Below are 22246 nucleotides of genomic sequence, written 5' to 3' on the forward strand. Positions count from 1 at the left end.
GTTTTTCTAGTGATGAAAGCCTTGTCCGGCGGGCTTTCTTGATCCTGGTCAAAAATCCGTGTATCGCCCGTGATTCAAGTTTTTATACGCGGAATTCGAAATCGACTTTATTGGTGAAACAATAATCTTCTTTTTGTTAATAATTGTCTGATGAATGTGTTTCGATTTATGGATGAATAACGGAATTTTCTTGCGGGCGAATTCCGGGAGGGGCCGATATACGTTGTCGGCGTGCGCCGCGCGGTTGGCGGCGATGGGGGATAAAGCTGAATCGGCGCCGGATGTCGTCGCACCGGACAGGCCCGCGGCGGGCGCCGCGAGCCGTGTGAGGGTCAGAACGTGGTGCGCAACCCGGCCATCACGCTGCGGCCGCCTTCGGGCGCGAAACCGCGCACGACGGAAGTCGAATAGCGGATTTCCTGGTTCGCCAGGTTGTCGCCGCGCAGGTACGCGAGCCAGTGCGTCGCGCCGACGCGGAACTTGTAGGTCAGCATCACGCCGAGCGACGTGTAGCCGTCCGTCGAGACGTCGTTGTCGGGCACGCGGTGCTGCGACCACGCGTGCGTGACCTGCGCGCGTGCGCCGAACGGGCCGTAGCCGTAGTCGGCCGCGAGCGTCGCGCGCAGCGGCGCGATGCGCGGCAGCGGCTGGCCCGTGTCGACGTTGCGCGCGTGCGTGTAGTCGGCCGTCAGTTCCAGGTCGACCGTATGGCCGCGCCGCGAGAACGCGCGCCATTTGCCGTCCAGCTCGATGCCGTAGAACTCGGCGCGCACGCCGCGATAGATCGCCTCGTTCAGCGCGCCGTCGGTGCCGGGCGCGACGGGCTCGTCGTCGCCGTTCACGACGCGGCCGGTGTTGTACTCGGTCAGGTAGTTCGAGAAGCGGTTGTAGAACACGCCGACGCTGCCGCGGTTCGGGCCGCTCGCATAGCGCAGCGACAGGTCGGTCGACACGGCCTTTTCCTTCGACGCATTCGGGTTGCCGATCAGGAACTGGCCGGTCGCATCGTGCGGGCCGTTCGAATACAGCTCGTAGAAGGTCGGCGCGCGTTCGGTGTACGCGACGTTCGCCGCGACCGACCACACAGGCGTCAGCGAGAACAGCGCGCCGGCCGACAGGCTGCCCGCGTTGAAGTCGCGCGGCTGCGCGCCCGCGAATTTCTCGACGCCGGCCGGATCCGGGTCGACCTTCACGTGCTCGAAGCGGCCGCCGACGCTCAGCTTCAGCGCGGGGACGACCTGCCATTCCTCGAGGCCGAACAGCGCGACGCTGTTCGTGCGCGTCGACGGCACGAGCAATTCGTCGCCGAGCGCGGAGAACGTGTTCTGGCCGAACTGCACGCCGATTGCGCCCTCGAACGGGCCGATCTTGCGATGCCGCGCCTCGATGCGCGCCTCGTAGCCGCGGTTGCGGAAGGTGGTTGCCGTCTCGCCGTTGTCGACTTCCTTGTGGCGGTAGTCGGTGTACGCGAAGTCGAATTTCAGCTTCGTGAACGGCCCGCTCAGGTTGCGCACCTCGGACGCGAGCGCGAGGCGTTCCTGGCGCATCCGCAGCCGCACGTCGCTCTCCGCGACGGAGCCGTAGTTCGATTCGTAGCCGCTGTACGACAGGCCCGCGAAGCCGTCCGCCCACGTGTACGACGCGCCGACCGCGCCGCCGTGCACGCGGCCGTCGCTGTTCGGCACGCTGCCTTCCGGCTGCGGCGTGTCGGGGCCGTCGATCGCGCGTTGCGCGCTGCTGCGCGCGTAGCCGGGAATGCGCAGCTTGCTCGTTTCTCGGTCGAACGCGTCGACGTGGAACGCGAAGCGGCCGTTGCCGCCTTCGACCTGCGCGGCGCCCGCGCGCACGGAATTCGCGCCGCCGTAGCGCGCGTCGAGCGCACCCGTCACGCCTTCGATCGCTTCGCGCGGAATCCGGTTGTCGATCGTATTGACGACTCCGCCCACCGCGTTGCCGCCGTACAGCAGCGCGGCCGGGCCGCGCACGATCTCGACGCGTTCGATCGACAGCGGATCCTGCGGCACCGCATGGTCGTACGACAGCGACGACGCGTCGTAGGACGCGACGCCGTTCTGCAGCAGCCGGATCCGGTCGCCGTCCATCCCGCGGATGATCGGGCGGCCGACCATCGGCCCGTACGTGGTGGTCGACACGCCGGGCAGGCCGTTGAGCGTTTCGCCGAGCGAATCGGCCTGGCGGCGCGTCAGCGCGTCGCCGGAAAGCTGGACGGTCGGCGCGATCGGTTCGGTATCGCCGAGCGGGTTCGCGGTCACGAAGATCGGTGCGAGCGGCGTGGTTGAAGGCGTGCCCGACGCGACGGGTGCATCGGACTGCGCGTGCGCGACGGCGGCGAACAGCATCAGCGAAAGGGACGAAAGCGGGCGAAGCGGTAAACGAGGGAGGTCGCGCATGGTCGGTGAATCGGTTGGAATCGGATCGGATAACGAGCGATACGGGCCACGGCTGGATACGATATATTGTTGCGTCAGCGGCGCGCAGTGACCCGTTGGAACATGGCTCGGCGAGGCTCGGCCACCCACGGTGGAACGGCGTCGGGCGGACGAGCACGCGAAATGATATGTTATATCATTTCAAATTCCAAGCCGGCTGGCGGGGTTTCGTCGGGTTTCTGTCGGATCGGTGAAATGGGAGGCGGGAGCGGAAAACCGGCGACGGAAAGCGTCGGCCGGCATGCGTCGGGCGCGTCGAACGCACGAAACGGATCAGCCGGCTTCGAGCAACATGCGCGACGAGACTGTGATAGATTTCCGTCGCGGCAAATTTGCCGCGAACGTTCTCAGGGCGGGGCGAAATTCCCCACCGGCGGTAATCGCGCGATTGCGCGTAGCCCGCGAGCGCTTGCCGGCGATGGTTGTCACGGCAAGGTCAGCAGACCCGGTGTGATTCCGGGGCCGACGGTTAAAGTCCGGATGAGAGAGAGCGGGGTTCGTTGCGTACGCAAGGTACGCGGCTTGTCCCTGTGCGCCCATTCAACTCACACAGGATCAGTCGATGACCCAGATTTCCCACGTTTCCCCCACTGCCACTCCCCGTATCGCCTTTGTCCAGTCGTGCTGGCACAAGGAGATCGTCGACCAGTGCCGAATCGCGTTTGTCGATGCGCTGGGCAACGCGAACATGAGCGAATCGGATTGCGATTTCTTCGAAGTGGCCGGCGCCTTCGAGATTCCGCTGCATGCCAAATTGCTCGCGAAAACCGGCAAATACGCGGCCATCGCCTGCGCCGGGCTGGTTGTCGATGGCGGCATCTATCGCCATGACTTCGTCGCGCAGACGGTGATTTCGGGCCTCATGCAGGTGCAGCTCGAAACCGAGGTGGTGGTGCTGTCGGCGGTGCTGACGCCGCATCATTTCCATGGATCGGACGAGCACGTCAAGTTCTTCCACGAACACTTCCTCGTGAAAGGTGCGGAGCTCGCGCACGCATGCGTCGATACGATCGGCAAGGTTGCGGCGCTCAAGGCGGAATCCGCGGCCACTGCGATGAAGCAGGCCGCCTGACGCTTGTGCCGCGCGATTTGACGCGCGACACACGCTGTTCAGGGCAGGCCGCCGCGCGACGGATGACGTCGCGCGGCGTCTGCCGGGGCGCGATCGGGCGTCGCGCCACGGTGCGACGCGTTGAATCAGCGGCAAGCGCCGGGCATTGTCCCGCGCGTTGACACACATCAACGTCGTTCGAATCCGAAACCGGATACTGGGCCGCTCATCGACCAGACAGGAGCGACGCATGACGCAAACCATGAAAGCGGCCGTGGTGCACGCCTTCGGCGAACCGCTGCGCATCGAGGAAGTCCCCGTGCCGACGCCGGGCCCCGGCCAGATCCTCGTCAACATCAAGGCATCGGGCGTCTGCCATACCGACCTGCACGCGGCCGACGGCGACTGGCCCGTGAAGCCGTCGCTGCCGTTCATCCCGGGGCATGAAGGCGTGGGCGTCGTCGCGGCGGTCGGCGCGGGCGTCAAGCACGTGAGCGAGGGCGACCGCGTCGGCGTGCCGTGGCTCTATACGGCCTGCGGCCATTGCGAGTACTGCCACACGGGCTGGGAAACGCTGTGTCACGACCAGCGGAACACCGGTTATTCGGTGAACGGCAGCTACGCGGAATACGTGCTCGCCGATCCCGACTACGTCGGCCATCTGCCGGCACAGGTCGCGTTCGACGAGATCGCGCCGATCCTGTGCGCGGGCGTGACCGTCTACAAGGGCATTCGCGTCACCGACACGCGTCCGGGGCAATGGCTCGCGATCTCCGGGATCGGCGGTCTCGGGCACGTGGCCGTGCAATACGCGCGCGCGATGGGCCTGCACGTGGCGGCGATCGACATTTCACCCGACAAGCTCGCGCTCGCACGGCAACTCGGCGCGCAACTGACGATCGACGCATCGGTCGACGATCCGGCGAAGGTGATCCAGAAGGAGATCGGCGGCGCGCACGGCGTGCTCGTCACGGCGGTGTCGCGCAGCGCGTTCGCGCAGGCGCTCGGGATGGTGCGGCGCGGCGGCACGGTCGCGCTCAACGGGCTGCCGCCCGGCGATTTCCCGTTGCCGATCTTCTCGACGGTGCTGAACGGCATCACCGTGCGCGGCTCGATCGTCGGCACGCGGCGCGACCTGCAGGAATCGCTGGACTTCGCGGCCGATGGCCTCGTGCGCGCGCATATCCATCGCGACCGGCTCGGCAACATCAACGACGTGTTTGCGAAGCTGCGCGAAGGCAAGGTCGACGGGCGCATCGTGCTGACCGACATGCACTGAGGCGGGCGGCCGCCGCGCGGCGGGAGGCGTCGCGACGGCGGCCGTGCAGCCCGGTTCTGCTTATTGGGCGAAGAACACGTCCGTGCGGTTCGTCAGGTTGCCCGCGCTGGTCTGGACGAAGAACGGATGGAACGACGACGACGGGCCGACGTCGAGGCCCTGATAGTCGCCGATGAAGAAGCCTTCCGCGTTCGGCGCGGGCTTCATGTCGAACGGGCCGGCGACGCGCCGCTCGGCGACGAACGTGGTGCCGCCGTCGAGCGAGATCTTGCGCCAGAAGCCCGTCGGCAGCGTCGTCGTGTTCCCGGCCAGCAGGTCGCGGAAGTCGTAGTGGGTGACCATCACGGCGCCCGTGTTGTCGACGCGCACCGACGGATTGAAGGCAGGCCGGCCGGTCGGCGTGTTGACCTGCAGCGGCGCGCTCCAGGATGCGCCGCCGTCCTTCGACGTCGATAGCGCGATCTCGTCGTACTTGCCGCCGTTGAAGCGGCTGTCCTGCCACACGACGTAAAGCTGGCCCGACGCGGGATCGATCGCGGGCTCGGGAATGATGTCGCCGGTGCGCACGGGTTCGCCGGTGTTCGGGTCCGTCACGCCGACCGTCTGCAGCCCCGCGATCACCCGCGGCTGCGTCCACGTCGCGCCGTCGTCGGTCGACTTGATGAACGCGACCTTGCCGGCGGCCTTGCTGAACGGCGGCTGGATCAGGTCGAAGAAATCGTAGAGCGTGCCGCTCTTCGGATCGACGACGATCTGGTTGCCGATCGTCTGCTGGCGCGACCGCACGTGGACGATGACCTTCGCCTTGCTCCACGTCTTGCCGCCGTCGGTCGTCTTCGAGAACAGCGTCGGCCCGCGGAACGCCTGCGTGTGCAGGTTCGCGTACGGGTTGCCGTTCGGCAGTTCGAGGCGGTCCCATACCGCGTACGCGGTGCCGGCCTTCACCGGGTTCGCCGTCACCGATTCCTTGTCGTTGAAGAACTGCGTCGTCGGTTCGTTGTTCGCGATCAGCAACGCGGGACTGCTCCACGTCTGCCCGCCGTCGGTCGATACCGAGCCGGCGACCGCGTTGCCGTTGTTCGACTGGTTGAACGTGATCGCGACCGAGTATGCGGTGCCGTCCGGCCCAATCGATACCCACGGGTCCGACGCGCGTTCGTACGACAGCCCGCCCGGCGCGCACGCGCTGAACGGCTGCGTCGTCCGCGCCCAGGTGGCACCACCGTCGAACGTGTAGCCCGCGACATGGCCGTGCGCGCCGCCGTTCGACCAGCGGTCCTGCTGCCACACGCCGATCATGTTTTGCGGGTTGGCCGGATTGACCGCGAGCCACGGTTCGACCTCGGCATTCACATAGACGGTGCCGGGACCGCCGATGGTGCAGGCGGCGTATGGACTGGGGCCGGACACGAGCACGGGATCGGCATGCGCGGCGGCACAGGCCAGTGCCATCGCGGCGGGCAGGCAGGTGAATAGCGGGTGGGACACGATAGTGCGTCGCATGAACTGCTCCTCGTTGACGTGCGGCCGCGATGGTGCGGTGGAACGAGGCCGTGCGAGCCGATGCGCGGCGGCACGGGCCGCCCGGGTCGGGGTGTCGCGGCGACGCGCACGATGCATGCCGCCGGGACGTGTCGTTCAGGATGCCGCTTCAGCCATCGCGATCCGCGTGCGCTGGATACCGCCAGCACTTCGGTCAAGACTCCTATTCGTTTTTATTGCTTGTGACGGATGTGTCGTTGATGCCGCCCGGCCAGGAGGCCGGTTCGGGCAGGCGAAGAATGCGTAGAAGTGGATTGCAATGTAGATGATCCGGATGCGGCGCGGCAGGCAATTTTTTGTAACAGCGCGTAGCCGGAAAGCGTTGCCGAACGAGAGCAAACGCGCGGGCAAAATTTGCCGTGGCGAGCGCGCGAAATCGAAACGGAAAGATGAATCGCTATCGTTTCCGTGCGACCTGCGTTGCCGTGCGTTGCTCAGCGTTCCGACGGAAACCGCTCCTGCAACGCGTGCAGCCAGCGTGCGACGACATCGAGTTCGTCGTCGGAAAACCCGTCGCACAGCTTCTCGTTCAATTCGCGCAGCAGCACGCGCGCATGCTTGAGTGCCGCCCGGCCCGCGTCGGTCAGGAACAGGCGCGTCGCGCGGCCGTCGTCCGAATCGGCGTGGCGCGCGATCAGTCCGGCTTTCGCCATCCGGTCGGCGAGGCCGGTCATCGCGGATGGCGCGAGCTGCAGCGCCGCGCCGACTTCGCCGATCAGCGCGCCGTCCTGCTTGTCGAGAAAGAACAGCACGCCGGCCTGCGCGGCGCTCGCACGCGTGTCGGTCTCCGCCTTGCGGTCGACCCAGCGCTGCACGCGCCGCTGGCCAAGGTTCAACAGGAAAAACAGTCGTCGTTGTTCGCTCAAGCTGGGTTCCCGACAGCAATGGAAAGGGACGGACGGCCCGCGTGGCGCGGCGCGTCGAGCGCCTGCGCGAGCCAGTCGGCGACATCCGGCCACAGCACCGAGCCGGGCCGGCTGCGGAAGAAGCCCATGTGCCCGACCGGGCCGCTGCCCGCCGCATGCGGATCGACCTGGCGGCGCTCGACCGCCGCGCCGGTCAGGTAGCTTACCAGCAGGTCGATCGCGGCGGGCGTCGCCCACGGATCGTCGTCGAAGCCCAGCGCGAGGATCGGCAGCCGCTGTTTCGCGTAGCGTTCGGCGGCGCCGAGCGCCGGATCGTCGAAGAAGTAATGCGGCAGCGTGGTCCAGCGGCTCCATTCACGGAACACGCCGGCCGGCAGGTCCTCGCCGAGCCCGAGCCGCTTGCCGGGCACGTAGCCGAGCAGCGCGGACATCAGCGGGCCGAGCACGCGCAGGATCAGGCGTACCTTCACGCGTTCGGCCGCGCTCGCGATCAGCCGTGTGGTGCCCGCGTGCGCCGCGACGAGCACGGCCGCGCGCAGATGCACCGTGCCGGCGGACAGCCCGATCGCATGCCCGCCGACGCTGTGGCCGACCGCCAGCAGCGGCAATCCGTCGTACGCCTGCCGCGCCCACGCGGTCGCGGCGCCGACGTCGAGCTCCATCCAGTCGCGCATGCTGGCCTGCAGCTCGCTCAGGCGCGCGGGCCGCGACGCGTCGATGCCGCGATAGTTGTAGGTCAGCGCCGCGAAGCCGCGTCCGGTCAGGAAACGTGCGAAACCGGCGTACAGCCGTTCCGGCACCGCCGTCGCCGGATGGATCAGCACCAGCGCGCGCGGTTCGGCGTCGGGCGTCCACAGCGTGCCGCGCAGCGGATAACCGTCGATGGCGGAGAACTCGATGGGTTGAGCGGTCATGGCCGTCCTCGTTCCGGGAGTTATTTCGTATGCGAAATATAGTCCGGAATGTATTTCGCGTGCGAAATATCTGTCGAAGGATCATTCGAAGGCTGCGCCCGGGGGCGAACGTGCACGGCACGTTTTTTCACAAAATTGGGTGTTTGTATTTTGCGGCTGATGGCTGTGGCGATGCGGCGAAAATATGCGCGCGGACGCCGCTTCGTCGCTTGTTCCGAAGATCTCAGGCTCGGCGCGGGTTACACTGAAAAGGAGCACCGTGTCGTTTCTCTCTCGTAACAGGCTCGAAGTCGACCGGATTCCGAGATGGAGAACCGATGGAACCGAAGCGTGCAAAGACCCTCACCCCCCCTCACTGATTCCTCACTTTCTGCGTGTCACAGACGCGAACAGACGCGACGAGCCGACACCCTGAGCGCGATGTCCTCGTGCTGTTGCTCGGATTCACCTGCGGCTTGCGAGTGTCGGAAATTGCTCAAATCGAAATCGCCGACGTGCTGCTACCGTCCGGCCGTCTCCGCGAAGAAATGAGTTTGCGAGGCGCGATCACCAAAGGCTCGAAGGTCCGTTGTGTCTATCTGAGTCATCCCAAAACCGTTGCTGCTCTCGCGCGGTACATCGAAGGGCGCTGGAAGCACGCCAAGGTGACGGCGCTCGAGCGGAGCAAGTGGCGGAACCTATGCCAAACAATCCTCTCATCGGGGTTTTCTTCGATGCTTGATTGTTGTCCCCGTTGGGGATATAAAGGCGGAAGTGACTTTGACCGTTAACTAGACGCATGACAACGAAGCAAGATCTCGCAGCACTTTCCCAACAGGAACTGCTGCGTGTAGCGATGGATCGGCTGGGTATGACGCGGGCGGAGTTCGCCGCACGCTTGAGCATTGCCGTGCGCACGCTGGACAAGTGGCTTCTGCCAGCAGACTCTCCTGATTCGCGCACTATGCCCGATATGGGCCGGTCATACGTGCTGGAAATCCTGCAATGGCAGAAAAAGCGGAAACCCGCTCGACCATCCCCAATGGGGATATAAGATGGCGGACAATGAACCTCGCCTTGAGAAGCAAATGCCGAATCAAACTGCCGCGCTGCTGAATACGATCGACGCCGATAGGGCGACACTCGACGCTGCGCGCCCGCTCCCGCAGCACACGGTTGCCTCGCTGCGCGAAAAACTGTTGCTTGAGTGGACGTATCACTCGAACGCGATAGAGGGCAACACGCTGACGCTGCGTGAGACGAAGGTGGTGCTCGAAGGAATCACGGTCGGCGGTAAGTCCCTTCGCGAGCACTTCGAGGCAACGAACCATCGCGATGCGATTGTCTACGTCGAGGACATCGTGTCGAAGGGGGAAGCGCTTTCGGAATGGCAGATCCGGAACATCCACAGTCTTGTTCTGAAAGGCATCGACGCTGAAGAAGCGGGCCGGTATCGCCGCGAAAACGTGGTGATCGCAGGCGCGAGTACGATCCCGCCGGACTTCATGCATCTGTCTGCCGAGATGGCCGCGCTGATCGACTGGTACGGGGCGGTTGGAGACACGCATCCGGTCGAGCGGGCGGCGGAACTGCACACGCGATTCGTGAAGATCCATCCGTTCGTTGATGGCAACGGGCGGACGGGACGGCTGCTGCTCAACTTCGAGCTGATGAAGGCAGGCTATCCGCCCGCGATCATCCGTAAAGAGGATCGACTGGCCTACTACGACTCGCTCGACAAAGCCTGCGTCAGTGGCGATTACGGCGACGTCACGTGCTTAGTTGCCGAATCCGTGCAGCGCTCGCTCGACACGTATCTCGACGTGCTCGGGCTGCGTCATGCACCCGCGTCGGATACGGCTCCGCCGTCGCCGGGTTTTCGGGCGTAATTCAGGAGATGCTGGAACAGCTTTACAGCATCGACGTCTCGGCGGGCGGCGACACCGTGTGGGTGACAGGTCACGAGGGCTCCGGTGTAGGGCGATTCGGCAAGCGCTTTGGCATTGACGTACATCAGACCGTTACTGAGCAGTTGCGGTGACGCAAGCTGACGAACAGGCGACCGATGACGCAGAGAAGCGATGCCTCAACAGCCTCGACTTGTTCGGCCAGAAGATCTACGTCGCGTAGACGGGAAAAGCAAACATATGACGAACGAAATCTTCACACTCGATCCGTGCCCGAAATGTCATGGACGAACCGACATCGAGACGGTCAAAGCGGCCGGTGTTGCCTACGTTGAACATAAGACATGCGGGCATAAGGGGCCTGAAGTATTGGTCAGAAATGACGTACCTGAACGCGAGCTTCTGGCTGCCGTGATAAGGGCTTGGAACAACGTCGAGCGATAGATCGGAAAACATTGGCGTGGCCCCGGTTTCCAAACAAGGCGGCCTTCAGAACGACGGCAACCCCGGCGGATTGGTCTCCGCGCGCGCGATCGCTTCGCTCTGCAAGCCCCAGCGCGCAAGCGCCTGCCCGTAGCGGCCGCTGCCGATCAGTGCATTCGTCGCGAGCGTCAGCGCGGGCGCGAGGCCGCAGCCGCGACGCGTCGCGATCGCGACGTCGGCATTGTTCGGCCAGCCCGCATTGACGACGCCGACGCGGCGGATCTTGCCGCTGCGCGCGGCCTCGTACGCGAGCGACGCGTTCGGGTTCAGTTCCGCATCGGCGCGGCCCGACAGCAGTGCGACGCGCGCGGTCGCATCGTCGTCGAAATAGAGCAGCTCGGTCGGCTTCAGCCCCTGCGCGACGTTGCGCCGGCTCCATTCGAGCAGGATGCGCTCCTGGCTCGTGCCGGCACCGGTGATGATCCGCAGGCCCGCGATGTCCTTCGGTTCGGCGATCTTCGCGATCGGGCTGCCGGTGCGTACATAGAAGCCGTGCAACCCGAGCCGGTAGGTCGTGAAATCGTATTTCTCCTTGCGCTTCTCGGTCACGCCGACGTTCGAGATCACCGCGTCGTACTTGCCGGACGTCAGCCCGAGCGGCCAGTCGGCCCACGCGATCGGCACCAGCGCGAGCGTGCGGCCGAGCGCGTCGGCGACGAGCTGCGCATAGTCGGGATCGGCGCCGACCACGGTGCGCGCATCGGTCGCGTAGGTCGACACGGGCGGCGCGTGCGGCGAAATCGCGACCGTGATCGCGCCGTCGCGCACCCAGCGGTAGCCGGCTGCCGCACGGATCGCCGCGTCGTCGCGCTCCGCGCGAAGGCGGCCGGCCTGGCGCGGGTCGAGGTCGGCGGTTGCGGCCGCCGCGTGTGCGATGCGCCACGGCAGGCTGCCGGATGCCGCGACCAGTGCGGCGGTCATGAATTGACGACGATCGATCATCGTGTGGCGCCCCGGTTATCGGCAGGGATTCGCATCACAGCACCCGCGACAGGAACGCGCGCGTCCGCGGATGCGACGGCGCGTCGAGCACGGCGGCCGGCGGCCCGGCTTCGACGATGCGCCCGCGCTCCATGAACAGCACGTTGTCCGCGACTTCGCGCGCGAAGCCGATCTCGTGCGTGACGATCACGAGCGTCGTGCCCGAGCGCGCGAGTTCCTTGATCACGTCGAGCACCTCGTTGACGAGTTCCGGGTCGAGCGCGGACGTCGGTTCGTCGAACAGCAGCACCTTCGGACGCAACGCGAGCGCCCGCGCGATCGCGACGCGCTGCTGCTGGCCGCCGGACAACTGGCGCGGGTACGCATCGGCTTTATCCGCGAGACCGACGCGCGCCAGCAGCATGCGTGCGGTGCGCTCGGCGGCGTCGCGCGTGACGCCAGCGACGGAGACCGGCGCCTCGATCAGGTTCTCGAGCACCGTCAGGTGCGGGAACAGGTTGAAGTTCTGGAACACCATCCCGACGGCCGTGCGCCGCTTCAGCACGTCGCGCTCCTTCAGTTCGTAGAGCACGTCGCCGTCGCGCCGGTAGCCGATCAGTTCGCCGTCGATGTCGATGAAGCCGTCGTCGACGCGTTCCAGATGGTTGATTGTGCGCAGCAGCGTCGACTTGCCCGAGCCCGACGGCCCGACGATCACGGTCACGCTGCCGCGCGGCGCGACGAACGACACGTTGTCGAGCACGCGCTGCATGCCGAACTGCTTCGATACGCCGTGCACGACCACTTCGCCGCCGGCGCGCGGCACGGCGGCGGCAACGGTTTCGGTATCGCCTTCGGCCGGCACGATCGACGCCGCATTGCGCGACGTGGCACGCCGCCACAGCACGCCGATGCGCGCGAGCGCGAACGTGAGCACCGACGGCGGCGGATTGCGCAGCGCGCCGCGCGCATAGTGCCGCTCGACCTGCACCTGGATCGCCGACAGCACGGTCAGGATGATCAGGTACCAGACGGTCGCGACCATCAGCAGCGGAATCACTTCGAGATTGCGGCGGTAGATCACCTGCACCGTGTAGAACAGCTCCGGCATCGCGAGCACGTACACCATCGACGTGCCTTTCGCGAGCGTGATCAGGTCATTGAATGCGGTCGGCAGGATCGCGCGCATCGCCTGCGGCAGCACGATCCGCGCGGTCTGTCGGCCACGCGGCAGCCCGAGCGCGGCAGCCGCTTCGAGCTGCCCCGGATCGACCGCGAGAATGCCGCCGCGGATCACCTCCGCGGCAAACGCCGCGTGGTTCAGCGTGAGGCCGAGCACGGCCGCGAGGAACGGGCTGATCAGGTCGGTCGTCGGCGCTTCGAACCACACGATGTCGGTGAACGGCACGCCGAGCCGCACATGCTCGTACAGGTAGCCGAGGTTGTTCAGGATCAGCAGCAGCACGATCAGCGGAATCGAGCGGAACAGCCACACGAAGGTCCACGCGCTTGCGGACAGCAGGCGTGAACGCGACAGCCGGGCCAGCGCGACGAACGCGCCGAGCACGAAGCCGAACACCGCGCCGAGCAGCGTCAGCACCAGCGTGCGAGCTAGCCCCGACAGCACCGGCGGCGACAGGAACCATTCGGCGAACACCGGCCAGCCCCATTGCGGGTTGCCGAGGATCGAATGCAGCGCGATCGCGATCAGCACGACGGCGAGCACGGTGCCGGCCGTGCGCGCCCGGTGGCGCGCGGGCACGATCCGGGAACGCGTGCCGGGCTCGCGCGCGCCGGGGGAAGAGAGCGGCGGCAGCGCGCCGCCGAGGTGGGTCGTGTCGCTCATGTCGTTGGAAGTCCTCGAATCGGTCGGGAACGCCGCGCACGGGCGGCGCGGCGCGTCGGCCCGTGGCCGGGCCGCGGTGTGTCAGGCGTGCGCTTCGGCCGTCGTTTCCTGCGCGGCGCCGGGCGCCGCGTGGCGGCTCGCCTTGCGCGGCAGGCCGAGGTGGTCGCGCAGCGTCGCGCCGGGCAGGTCGCGGCTGTAGCGGCCGCGCGCCTCGAGCACCGGAATCACGAGTTCGACGAAATCGTCGACGCCCTGTGCCTGCACCGGAAAGCCGAGGATGAAGCCGTCGCCGGCGCCCGCGTCGTGCCAGCGGATCAGCTCGTCGGCGACATGCTCGGCCGTGCCGATGAAGTTCGGGCGCGGCGTCGCGACCGCCAGCGCCGTCTCGCGCAGCGACAGGCCTTTGTGCTTCGCGTCGGCCTTGATCCGATCGGTGGTCGAGCGGAAGCTGTTGCGGCCGAGCTCGCCGAGTTCCGGGAACGGCGCGTCGAGCGCGTATTGCGTGAAATCGTGGTGATCGAAATAGCGGCCGAGATATGCGAGCGCCTCGTCGATCGTCAGCAGGTCGCGGATCGCCTGGTATTTGTCTTCGGCCTCGGCGGCCGTGCGGCCGACGATCGGCCCGACGCCGGGGAAGATCTTCACGTCGTCGGCATGACGCCCGTGCTCGACCGCGCTTTGCTTCACGCGCCGCGTGAACGCGGCCGTCTCGTCGAGCGACGGCGAATGCGTGAACACCGCGTCCGCGTATTTGCCGGCGAGCCCGATGCCGGTGTCGGACGAGCCGGCCTGGAAGATCACCGGCTGCCCCTGCGGCGAGCGCTGGATGTTCAGCGGGCCCGCGACCTGGAAGAAGCGGCCGTGGTGATCGAGCGTATGGAGCTTGTCGCGATCGAAGAAGCGGCCGGTCGCGCGGTCGCGCACGAACGCGTCGTCGTCCCAGCTATCCCACAGGCCCTGCACGACGTCGAGGTATTCGTCGGCGATCTCGTAGCGCAGCTCGTGATCGGGATGCGCCTTGCCGAAATTCTTCGCGGTGCCTTCGAGCGGCGTCGTCACGACGTTCCAGCCCGCGCGCCCCCCGCTGATCGCGTCGAGCGACGCGAGCTGGCGCGCGACCGTGAAAGGCTCGCTGTACGACGTCGAGATCGTGCCCGCGAGCCCGATCTTCTTCGTCGCGACCGCGAGCGCCGACAGCACGGTCAGCGGCTCGAAGCGGTTCAGGAAGTGCGGGATCGACTTCTCGTTGATGTAGAGGCCGTCCGCGACGAACGCGAACGCGATGCCGGCGGCTTCCGCCTTGCGCGCGATGCCGATCGCGAAGTCGAGGTTGATGCTCGCGTCCGGCGGGTTGCTCGGGTGCCGCCATGCGTTCATGTGGCTGCCTGCGCCTTGCAGCATCAGGCCGAAGGGGATCGATCGTCGGGTCGTCATGGGAGCGTCACGCGTTCTGGTCAGGGGAGAGGGAGCGGTCGGCCGCGAGGGCCGCCTGCAACGGCGTGGCCGACAGCGCACCGCCGAGCCATTCGGCCGACGCGAGCCGCGCCGCGTAGTCGGTCACCGGCGAATCGATCACGAATGCATCGACGTCGAGCCGCCGGCTCAGTGCATCGAGCGCGCGGTGCACGCGCTCGGGCGTATCGGCCAGCACCGTCGGGCGCAGTTCGTCGATCCGGTAGTCGGATGCGCCGCTTTGCCGCGCGAATTCGGCGGCCGCCTGCGCGCTCGCGAGGTTGAAGCTCTGGCCGCCCGCGAATTGCAGCTTGAAGATCTTCAGCGGCCCGATCAGTTGCTCGGCCTCGTCGCGCGTCGGCGCGGCCACCGCGTACAGCGCGACGAGCGGCCGCGTGCCGCCCGCGCTGCGGTACGCGTCCAGCGAGCGCTCGAGATTCACGTCGTCGCCGTTGAAATGCCCCGCGTAGCAGAAGCGCCAGCCGTTGCGCGCGGCGAGCGCGCCGCTGTCCGGCGAGCCGCCGAGCAGGATGCGTTCGGGCGGCTGCGGCGGCACCGGCATCGCGACCGCGCCGGCGAGCGGATGATCTTCGGCGACGCCCCAGCCGAGAAACGCGTCGAGCTCCGCGAGCTGGCCCGCGAAGTCGGGCTTGCGCGCCTTGTCGTGGAACCACTGCAGCGCGCGCGTGGTCAGCGGCAGCCCGCCGGGCGCCTTGCCGATGCCGAGATCGACGCGGCCCGGCGCGAGTGCGGCCAGCAGCTTGAACGATTCGGCGACCTTGAACGGGCTGTAGTGCTGCAGCATCACGCCGCCCGAGCCGACGCGGATGCGCGACGTGTGCGCGAGCAGGTGCGCGACGACGATCTCCGGCGCCGAGCTTGCGAAGCCCGGTGTGCCGTGATGCTCGGCGACCCAGAAGCGCTCGTAGCCGAGCTGTTCGGCGCGTTGCGCGAGCGTCGTGGTGAAGCGCAGCGCGTCGGCGGCGTTCGCGCCGTCGGCGATCGGACTCTTGTCCAGCAACGAAAGCGAATAAGACATGGTGAGCGGCGTTCCTGCGTGAGACGTGGATGGACGGGGCGCGCGCGGCGCTCAGCTCTTGGGCAGCCCCGGCGGATTCGTGCGCGACTGGTCGATCGCTTCGGGCGCGAGGTTCCAGCGGTCGAGCACCTGCTGGTAGCGGCCGTTCTTGATCAGCCCGTTCAGCGCGACGGTCAGCGGATCGGCGAGCCCGCTGCCGCGGCGCGTCGCGATCGCGATGTCGGCCGTGCGCGGCCAGCCGCCGCTGATCGCGCCGACGAGCCGCGTCTTGCCTTGCTGCGCGCTTTGATACGCGAGCACCGAGTTCACGCTGAACACGGCATCGGCGCGGCCCGATTGCACGGCGACGATGCGCATCGCCTGGTCGTCGTAGTACTGGATCTGCACCGGCTTCAGCCCGTGCGCGACGTTCTCGCGGTCCCACGCGAGCAGGATCTTTTCCTGGTTGGTGCCGGCGTCGGTCACGACGCGCAGCCCCGCGACATCCTTCGGCTCGCGGATCGCCTGGATCTTGCTGTCGTTGCGTACGTAGAAGCCGACCAGATCGTGGCGGTACGACGAGAAATCGAACTTCTGCTTGCGTTCCTCGGTGACGGTCACGTTCGAAATCACCGCGTCGACTTTCCCCGATTCGAGCGCGAGCGGCCAGTCGGCCCACGCGAGCGCGACGATCTTCAGCTTGCGGCCGAGGCTGTCGGACACGAGCTGGCCGACGTCGGCGTCGAAGCCGACCACCGTACGCGCGTCGGTCGCATACGAGCTGATCGGCGGCAGGCTCGGCGCGATGCCGATCGTCAGCGTGCCGGGCTCGGCGAACTTGAACGACGCGGGCACCGCACGTTCGACGGCCGCATCGGCCACGCCGCGCGGGCGGCTGCGCTGCTCGGGGCTCAGGTCGAACGTCGCGGCGGCCGCGGCGAATGCGCTCAGGCCGATCAGCGCGGCGGCCAGCGTGCGAATGGCACGGGAAGAAAGCGGTACGGCTCGTTGCATGTAAACGTCCTGTCGTGGAAAGCGGATTCGGGGGAAAGCGGGGCAGTCGCGCGCTCAGCGCGGCAACGCGGGTTCGGGCACGGGCGCCCACAGGTCGGCGAGCGTCGACGTGCGCGACGGATCGGCGAGATCCTTGCCGAACCGCAAGTGGAAATACGCTTCGGGCGCGATCGACGAATCGAACAGCCGCGTATAACCGGTGCGGTCGTACAGCGCCCACGCTTCGGGCTGGCGAAAGCCGGTGGTCAGGTACACGCGCCGGTAGCCCTGCTGCGCGGCGCGCAGTTCGAGCGCGTCGACGATGAGCCGCGCGAGCCCCTGGCGGCGCAGGTCCGTGCGGGTCCAGATGCGTTTGAGTTCGGCGGTCTGCGCGTCGTAGCGCTTGAACGCGCCGCCGCCGATCGTTTCGCCGTCGCGCAGCAGCAGCACGAAGGCGCCTTCGGGCGGCGCGAACAGTTCGGCCGGGTAGCGCGCGAGTTCGTCGCGCGCGGACGCACGGCTGTCGGGGCGGTACGCGTCGTAACGGGTCGAATACTCGTCGATCAGCGCGTCGATCAGCGGCTGCGCGCGGACGTCGAGCGGCGTCGTGTCGATGAGGCGGTCGGTCGTGGCCATGGGCATCGCGGAGGGCGCGCGATGCGGACGTTCCCGTCGGGGCGCGGGCACGCGGCCCGTCCGGTCTGTTCCGTTATCGCGGCGCGGTTGTCGTGATGACGGCGGCCGGTGCGCATCCTGCGATGCATGTGGCGGGCCGCCGCCGTTTTGAACACGTTAGCGGCGCGGCCGGCAAAGGCGAACGAAGCAATTTCGATAAGGATTTCGCGGCAGGCGTCAGAAGGCTTGCAGCGGGAGTGGGGTGGGGATGGCGGGGAGCGGGCGCACGCGTCGAAGCCTGTGCTTGACGCATGCGCGATGCCGACATGCGAGCGCTTATGCCGCTCGGACTTCGGCGAGTAGATCGGGGTGACGATCCAGGATCTTCAGCAATTTCACGAGGGCAAGCGGCGGATTCGTCTTGCCTGTCTCGTAACGGGAGAACGCGTTGACGCCGCCGCCGAAGAGCTCGGCCGCCTCGCGCTGATCCAGCCTCAGCTTCTTGCGCACCTTCGCGATGTACTTCGGGTCGACGATGGTTGCGTTCACCTGCTTGTTGAACTCGGCGATCGCTTCGCCGAGACGGGTCGCCTCGTCGAGATCCAGTACCGATTCCCCGCAGGCCGGGCAGAAATCGCCGGTGATATCGCGGACGACAGTCGACCGGCCCTTGTAGGTATAAGGGATGTCTCGCGTGTCGCGGACCAGCTTGGCGGCACCGCATGCAGGACACTTCATTTTCATCGCTCCTTGAAAGACACGATCAGCACCTCGTCGATCACCGTCAGTTTCAGGTACACGTCGCCACGCACCGTCAACGGCCGGTAGACGTCCTGCCAGATCGTGTGGTCGGCGTACGTCGTCATGCTCTTGTGGAAGTCGAGGTCGGTCAGCGACATCACGACATCGAGCGCCTCCCTTTCCGTGAAACCCAGTTGCCGGGCGCCGAGTACTGCGCTCGTGGTCAACCGGACCTTGCCGGATTCGACCAGCGCCTTGACGAGGGGCAGCTTGCAATGAGGCCTTCTCTTTTCCATTGATGATCATAACCAAGTGGGTTAATTTGTCAAGTTGGTTAATGACGCACGTATGCAGTCCGCCATGAATGGCAGACTGCACGGAAAAGAGATGAATCTGGAACTAGCCTATTGGCCAACGCTCGGCGCCGCCGACAACTCCGCCAGCTGAAACAGGCAGTCGCCGCGACGCACCTGCGCGGGCACGCGCTTGCACACCACTTCGCCGTCGCCCTTGAACCGGTGCAGCATCGGTTCGCGCAGCGGCGTATCGGGGAAATGCACCCACGCGGCCGGCTGTCCGGCCTTCACCTGGTCGCCGAGTTCGACGAGCGGCTCGTACAGCCCGCGCTCGTACGCATAGACAAAGTGGCGGTCGCCGTCGACACGCATGAAGCGCGTGACGGTCGGCGGCGCGTCGGGCACGAGCGCGCCGCGCAGCAGGCCGATATAGCCGAGGTAGTGCAGCAGCCCGTGGCGGCCGAGCCGGATCAGCGACGGATCGGCCATGCCCGCGCCGCCCAGTTCGGTCACGATCGAGATCGCGCCTTGCCGGCGCGCGGCCGACGCCGAATGCACCGGGTTCGGCGCGTGCAGCAGCGCATTCGGCAAGCCGAACGCGACCAGCAGCCCGTTGAGCTTCGCGGCTTCGTCGGCGTCGAGCGGATCGATCGCGAGCATGTTGCCGCCGTGGTACAGCAGCGAACTGCCGCCCGAATGCAGGTCGACCAGGTACTGCGCACGCGACAGCAGCGCATGTTCGATGTAGTGGGCAATCATCTGCGTCGGCGTGCCGGTCGGCTCGCCGGGGAAGCTGCGGTTCAGGTTGCCCTCGTCGAGCGGCGACACGCGCAGGCCCGCGTCCGCCGCGGGGAAATTCGCCATCGGCAGCAGGATCAACTGCCCGCTGACCATCTCGGGCTCGATCTCGCGCATCAACTGCGACACGATGATCTGGCCTTCGTATTCGTCGCCGTGGTTGCCGGCCATCACGAGCGCGACCGGACCGTCGCCGTTGCGGATCGACGCGATCGGAATCGGCAGCCACCCGTACGCCGAGCGGTGCACGGAATGCGGCAGCCGCAGGTAGCCCGCGTGCTTGCCTTGCGCGTCGAGATCGATTTCGCAGTGGATGGGGTTTCGCTGTGAGGAAGGGGCGGTCATGGCGGCATCGTTCGATGAACGGAATCTGTCATCTTATCGGGAAACGACCGCCGCGCGGCGCGCGGGGAGCGCGCAACGCCGAACGCCGTTAACCGGCATGTGCATGGATGCGCATGAGCGAGCCGCCTTGCCGATACGTCGATACGCCGATACGTCGATACGTCGATACGCCGACTCGCCGACTCGCCGACTCGCCGACTCGCCGACTCGCCGACTCGCCGACGACTCGCGAGACCGCGCGCGATGTTGCATCGATGAACGCATGCCGGCGCGCGGGCCGGCCGCATTCGTGCATCCGGTTTCGCGCCGATCCCTTGTCGCGACGGGGCCGGCGCGTACGGCCGGCTCAGCGGCCCGATGTTTCAGCTTCGATACGACCTTCTTCCCACAGTGCCCAGAAACGGCTGCCGGCGCGATACGGATTCGCGCGCCGCGCGCCGTGATCGGTGACGCCCTGGCGAAACGCGCCGTACAACGTCAGCGGCGGATTGTCGACGCAAGCGGCTTCACGCGCGGCCGGCATGCGGCGATCGGAAACGAGCCGCCGGATCAGCGATGCGCCGTCGATCACGGCCTGTTCGTCGATGGTTTCGCTGCGGCTGAGGACTTCGACGGTATTCATGTTGGGTCTCCCGGACAACCTGTTTTCCTGTCAGGGAGCAATAAGAGTGCCAGCCTCGAAAAGCCTTGCGCTGCATCGATCGTGCAGGCTTCTGCGGTCAATGTGACGGGTGGCGAACGCCGATGTTACGGAACACGTCACGTGACACGCGAGCGCAGGCGGGACGTGCGAACACGCAAAGCGTTTCGGAAGTGAATCGTCGGGAGGATGAGGCCGGTAGTGGAAACGAGGATGAGCGGGCCGCGCGCACCGCCAGGTCAGTTCGCGGCGGCTGGTGCCACGCGGCGGCTGCCGCTCGAATAGAAGCGGTAGATGCCCTTGCCGCCCGACTTCGCGTCGTACAGCGCGCTGTCGGCCTGACGGATCAGCTCGTCGGGGGAGCCGTGCCCGTCGTCGAGCGCGATGCCGATGCTGATGCCGAGGCTGACGGTCTCGCCGATCGACAGCGTGTACGGCGCCGAGATCTGCCGGATGATCCGCGCGGCGAGGAGCGAACACGCGTGCATCGTCGTGTCGTCGATCGCGACGACGAATTCGTCGCCGCCGATGCGCGCCGCAAGCTCGCCGGGCGGCAGCGTCTTGCCGAGCCGCGCGGCGACCTGCGTGAGCACCTCGTCGCCGGACTGGTGGCCGAAGTGGTCGTTGATCGCCTTGAAGCCGTCGAGGTCGAGATACATGACGGCGAGCGAGGGGCCCGGCAGGCGCGGCCGGTGCGCGAGCATCCGCTTGAGCTGGGCATGCAGTTCGTGGCGGTTCGGCAAACCCGTCAGCGCGTCGTGCCGCGCGAGATGCCGGATGTGCTGCTCGGTCTGGCGGCGCGTGGTGACGTCCTCGACGATGATCACCGCGTTGCCGTCCGGCACGCGGTGGCGCGTCAGTTCGAGCTGGCGGCCGTCGGCGAGCACGATGTCGAACGGCTCGGGTTCGTCGCGGGTCAGCCAGACATCGCACTGCGCGGCGAGACCGGCGTCGCCGGAATCGGACATCGCGTTCGCACCGAGCGCCGCGACGACGTCGGCCAGCGGCGTATCGAGCATGATCTCGCGCGGCGAGCCGAACAGCTGCGCGGTGCGGCGGTTCGCGACGGTCACGCGGGTCTCGCTGTCGATCATGCACAGGCCGTGCGGCATGTAGGTGAGGGCGGCGTCGAAGCGCGCGACGAGTTCGGCGTTGCGCTGGCGCGCGGCGATCAGTGCGACGAGCACGCGGTAATGGCGCTGGACGACCGTGCGCATGGCCGCGAGATAGATCGCGAGCGGCGGCAGCAGCAGCCACGCGCCCGGCCGGTCGGCCAGCAATGCGCCGACGCCGATCGGCAGCACGCCGAGCGTGACCTGCGTCATCGCGAGCCGCGGCAGCGCCGAATTGCGCGATGCGATCCCGCCGAACACGCCGCCCGCCACCATCACCGACAGCGTGCCGAGCTCGACGTCGACGGCGTCCACGCAGCCCATCACGCCGAGGCCGAGCACGAAGCATGCGGCGAGCGACACGGGCGCATAGCGCCTCGCCCAGAATTCGGCGCGATCGTCGCCGGCGTCGCGGCGCACGATGTAGGCGCGCGCGATCGCGAGCCGGGTGACGAGCAGGCCGACGTCGACGATCAACCACACGAGACACCAGAGTTGCTGCAGCCGGATCAGCGCGACGGCCGCGACGAAGCCGCTCGCGAGCCCCGACATCGCCATCGGGCGAATATCCTCGAACAGCGTGACCAGCATCGACGGGCGCAGCGCCGCCGTGACACTGTAATTGCCGGAGGAGGGAGTGGCGAGAACGGAGTTCAGGAGAGATGCCCTGACTGCCATGGATTTTGACCTCGACACGATGGGCGCGATGGCTGGCGGCGCCCGCACGGCACGTGGCGGGAGCACCGGCAAGCCGGATACGCGCGACATTACCATGAAACACGGGCGGCGCGGGATGCCCGGGCGCATCGCAGAGGCAGTCCGTCGACACTGGACATCGCGCCGGCCGCTAGTCGTAAACCACGCCTGCGAAATTGTTGCGCATTCGACGGCGCGGAGGCAGCATCGTTGCGAACGGAACAATGTGCGGCGGCCGACCGGAGACCGGCCGCGATGCGTGGCGCGCTTGCCCGTCGGCAGATGCCGATGCCGGCCGAAGC

The 22246-nt window shown here is 67.0% G+C and carries 21 protein-coding genes and 1 riboswitch; of the genes, 6 read left to right on the plus strand and 15 right to left on the minus strand.

Translation table 11 applies throughout. From position 1 onward, the window contains the following. Positions 1-332: 332 nt before the first annotated feature. On the minus strand, positions 333-2411 hold the full coding sequence (locus ABD05_RS28075; protein WP_238594139.1) for a TonB-dependent receptor: 2079 nt from the start codon (positions 2409-2411) through the stop codon (positions 333-335). A 378-nt stretch (positions 2412-2789) separates the two neighbouring features. Further along, positions 2790-2946: riboswitch (FMN riboswitch) on the plus strand. A 66-nt stretch (positions 2947-3012) separates the two neighbouring features. On the opposite strand from ABD05_RS28075, the gene ABD05_RS28080 reads away from it, so the two are divergent. Both ABD05_RS28080 and adhP read left to right on the plus strand, forming a co-directional pair. After that, the gene (locus tag ABD05_RS28080) at positions 3013-3522 is read left to right on the plus strand and encodes a 6,7-dimethyl-8-ribityllumazine synthase (RefSeq protein ID WP_047903216.1); all 510 of its coding nucleotides are present in this window, start codon (positions 3013-3015) and stop codon (positions 3520-3522) included. Positions 3523-3751: 229 nt separating this feature from the next. Continuing rightward, complete coding sequence (adhP, locus tag ABD05_RS28085; RefSeq protein ID WP_047903217.1) at positions 3752-4780, plus strand: alcohol dehydrogenase AdhP; 1029 nt, start codon at positions 3752-3754, stop codon at positions 4778-4780. A gap of 60 nt (positions 4781-4840) precedes the next feature. On the opposite strand, the gene ABD05_RS28090 is transcribed toward adhP, so the two are convergent. From ABD05_RS28090 to ABD05_RS28100, 3 genes are all read right to left on the minus strand, one after another. Then, complete coding sequence (locus ABD05_RS28090) at positions 4841-6283, minus strand: sialidase family protein (RefSeq protein ID WP_047903218.1); 1443 nt, start codon at positions 6281-6283, stop codon at positions 4841-4843. Positions 6284-6756: 473 nt separating this feature from the next. Continuing rightward, entirely contained in the window at positions 6757-7188 is a 432-nt protein-coding gene (locus ABD05_RS28095) for a MarR family winged helix-turn-helix transcriptional regulator (protein WP_047903219.1), read from the minus strand. Next, positions 7185-8102 carry an alpha/beta hydrolase family protein gene (locus ABD05_RS28100; protein ID WP_047903220.1) on the minus strand — a complete coding sequence of 306 codons (918 nt, stop codon included), beginning with the start codon at positions 8100-8102 and terminating at the stop codon, positions 7185-7187. The genes ABD05_RS28095 and ABD05_RS28100 overlap by 4 nt, the downstream gene beginning before the upstream one ends. 461 nt (positions 8103-8563) lie before the next feature. Between ABD05_RS28100 and ABD05_RS39460 the strand changes: the two genes are divergently transcribed. Genes ABD05_RS39460 through ABD05_RS38405 form a run of 4 tightly spaced genes read left to right on the plus strand, consistent with a single transcriptional unit; the run spans position 8564 to position 10122 of the window. Next, positions 8564-8872, plus strand: coding sequence for a hypothetical protein (locus ABD05_RS39460; protein ID WP_338012469.1), 309 nt, complete (start codon positions 8564-8566; stop codon positions 8870-8872). Positions 8873-8880: 8 nt separating this feature from the next. Then, entirely contained in the window at positions 8881-9135 is a 255-nt protein-coding gene (locus tag ABD05_RS28105; RefSeq protein WP_047903221.1) for a hypothetical protein, read from the plus strand. A gap of 34 nt (positions 9136-9169) precedes the next feature. Beyond that, positions 9170-9970: a Fic family protein gene (locus ABD05_RS28110; protein WP_047903856.1), complete on the plus strand. Its 801-nt coding sequence runs from the start codon at positions 9170-9172 to the stop codon at positions 9968-9970. 8 nt (positions 9971-9978) lie between these two features. After that, on the plus strand, positions 9979-10122 hold the full coding sequence (locus ABD05_RS38405; protein WP_158361681.1) for a hypothetical protein: 144 nt from the start codon (positions 9979-9981) through the stop codon (positions 10120-10122). 355 nt (positions 10123-10477) lie between these two features. Here the strand turns inward: ABD05_RS38405 and ABD05_RS28120 are convergent, their stop codons facing one another. The 11 genes from ABD05_RS28120 to ABD05_RS28180 form a co-directional block, all read right to left on the minus strand. Further along, entirely contained in the window at positions 10478-11413 is a 936-nt protein-coding gene (locus tag ABD05_RS28120; RefSeq protein WP_047903223.1) for an ABC transporter substrate-binding protein, read from the minus strand. Positions 11414-11447: 34 nt separating this feature from the next. Beyond that, the gene (locus ABD05_RS39325) at positions 11448-13238 is read right to left on the minus strand and encodes an amino acid ABC transporter permease/ATP-binding protein (protein WP_082146246.1); all 1791 of its coding nucleotides are present in this window, start codon (positions 13236-13238) and stop codon (positions 11448-11450) included. Between the two features lie 81 nt (positions 13239-13319). After that, the gene (locus tag ABD05_RS28135; protein ID WP_047903224.1) at positions 13320-14672 is read right to left on the minus strand and encodes an LLM class flavin-dependent oxidoreductase; all 1353 of its coding nucleotides are present in this window, start codon (positions 14670-14672) and stop codon (positions 13320-13322) included. 7 nt (positions 14673-14679) lie between these two features. Then, complete coding sequence (locus ABD05_RS28140) at positions 14680-15729, minus strand: LLM class flavin-dependent oxidoreductase (protein ID WP_047903225.1); 1050 nt, start codon at positions 15727-15729, stop codon at positions 14680-14682. 51 nt (positions 15730-15780) lie between these two features. Then, a complete protein-coding gene (locus tag ABD05_RS28145; RefSeq protein ID WP_047903226.1) occupies positions 15781-16722 on the minus strand; it encodes an ABC transporter substrate-binding protein in 942 nt (313 codons plus the stop codon). 54 nt (positions 16723-16776) lie between these two features. Continuing rightward, a complete protein-coding gene (locus tag ABD05_RS28150) occupies positions 16777-17337 on the minus strand; it encodes a GNAT family N-acetyltransferase (protein WP_047903227.1) in 561 nt (186 codons plus the stop codon). Between the two features lie 315 nt (positions 17338-17652). Further along, entirely contained in the window at positions 17653-18054 is a 402-nt protein-coding gene (locus tag ABD05_RS28155; protein ID WP_047903228.1) for a type II toxin-antitoxin system MqsA family antitoxin, read from the minus strand. A 2-nt stretch (positions 18055-18056) separates the two neighbouring features. After that, positions 18057-18353, minus strand: a complete 297-nt coding sequence (locus ABD05_RS28160; RefSeq protein ID WP_047903229.1) for a type II toxin-antitoxin system MqsR family toxin — start codon at positions 18351-18353, stop codon at positions 18057-18059. A gap of 108 nt (positions 18354-18461) precedes the next feature. Further along, positions 18462-19496, minus strand: a complete 1035-nt coding sequence (locus tag ABD05_RS28165; RefSeq protein ID WP_047903230.1) for a succinylglutamate desuccinylase/aspartoacylase family protein — start codon at positions 19494-19496, stop codon at positions 18462-18464. A gap of 346 nt (positions 19497-19842) precedes the next feature. Next, positions 19843-20118 (minus strand): hypothetical protein, encoded by a 276-nt coding sequence (locus ABD05_RS28175; protein WP_047903232.1) that lies wholly within the window; start codon positions 20116-20118, stop codon positions 19843-19845. A gap of 257 nt (positions 20119-20375) precedes the next feature. Beyond that, a complete protein-coding gene (locus ABD05_RS28180; protein WP_047903233.1) occupies positions 20376-21926 on the minus strand; it encodes a sensor domain-containing diguanylate cyclase in 1551 nt (516 codons plus the stop codon). Between the last annotated feature and the right edge of the window lie 320 nt (positions 21927-22246).

Source organism: Burkholderia pyrrocinia (assembly GCF_001028665.1).
GTDB lineage: Bacteria > Pseudomonadota > Gammaproteobacteria > Burkholderiales > Burkholderiaceae > Burkholderia > Burkholderia pyrrocinia.

Excerpts from the sequence above, each read along its gene's own strand:
- ABD05_RS28110 (WP_047903856.1), top strand. The coding sequence starts at position 9,170 with ATGCCGAATCAAACTGCCGCGCTGCTGAATACGATCGACGCCGATAGG.
- ABD05_RS28180 (WP_047903233.1), bottom strand. The coding sequence starts at position 21,926 with ATGGCAGTCAGGGCATCTCTCCTGAACTCCGTTCTCGCCACTCCCTCC.
- ABD05_RS28120 (WP_047903223.1), bottom strand. The coding sequence starts at position 11,413 with ATGATCGATCGTCGTCAATTCATGACCGCCGCACTGGTCGCGGCATCC.
- ABD05_RS28155 (WP_047903228.1), bottom strand. The coding sequence starts at position 18,054 with ATGAAGTGTCCTGCATGCGGTGCCGCCAAGCTGGTCCGCGACACGCGA.
- ABD05_RS28100 (WP_047903220.1), bottom strand. The coding sequence starts at position 8,102 with ATGACCGCTCAACCCATCGAGTTCTCCGCCATCGACGGTTATCCGCTG.
- ABD05_RS38405 (WP_158361681.1), top strand. The coding sequence starts at position 9,979 with ATGCTGGAACAGCTTTACAGCATCGACGTCTCGGCGGGCGGCGACACC.
- ABD05_RS28175 (WP_047903232.1), bottom strand. The coding sequence starts at position 20,118 with ATGAATACCGTCGAAGTCCTCAGCCGCAGCGAAACCATCGACGAACAG.
- ABD05_RS28090 (WP_047903218.1), bottom strand. The coding sequence starts at position 6,283 with ATGCGACGCACTATCGTGTCCCACCCGCTATTCACCTGCCTGCCCGCC.
- ABD05_RS28145 (WP_047903226.1), bottom strand. The coding sequence starts at position 16,722 with ATGCAACGAGCCGTACCGCTTTCTTCCCGTGCCATTCGCACGCTGGCC.
- ABD05_RS28150 (WP_047903227.1), bottom strand. The coding sequence starts at position 17,337 with ATGGCCACGACCGACCGCCTCATCGACACGACGCCGCTCGACGTCCGC.
- ABD05_RS28080 (WP_047903216.1), top strand. The coding sequence starts at position 3,013 with ATGACCCAGATTTCCCACGTTTCCCCCACTGCCACTCCCCGTATCGCC.
- ABD05_RS28140 (WP_047903225.1), bottom strand. The coding sequence starts at position 15,729 with ATGTCTTATTCGCTTTCGTTGCTGGACAAGAGTCCGATCGCCGACGGC.
- ABD05_RS28075 (WP_238594139.1), bottom strand. The coding sequence starts at position 2,411 with ATGCGCGACCTCCCTCGTTTACCGCTTCGCCCGCTTTCGTCCCTTTCG.
- adhP (WP_047903217.1), top strand. The coding sequence starts at position 3,752 with ATGACGCAAACCATGAAAGCGGCCGTGGTGCACGCCTTCGGCGAACCG.
- ABD05_RS28135 (WP_047903224.1), bottom strand. The coding sequence starts at position 14,672 with ATGACGACCCGACGATCGATCCCCTTCGGCCTGATGCTGCAAGGCGCA.
- ABD05_RS28165 (WP_047903230.1), bottom strand. The coding sequence starts at position 19,496 with ATGACCGCCCCTTCCTCACAGCGAAACCCCATCCACTGCGAAATCGAT.
- ABD05_RS28160 (WP_047903229.1), bottom strand. The coding sequence starts at position 18,353 with ATGGAAAAGAGAAGGCCTCATTGCAAGCTGCCCCTCGTCAAGGCGCTG.
- ABD05_RS28105 (WP_047903221.1), top strand. The coding sequence starts at position 8,881 with ATGACAACGAAGCAAGATCTCGCAGCACTTTCCCAACAGGAACTGCTG.
- ABD05_RS39325 (WP_082146246.1), bottom strand. The coding sequence starts at position 13,238 with ATGAGCGACACGACCCACCTCGGCGGCGCGCTGCCGCCGCTCTCTTCC.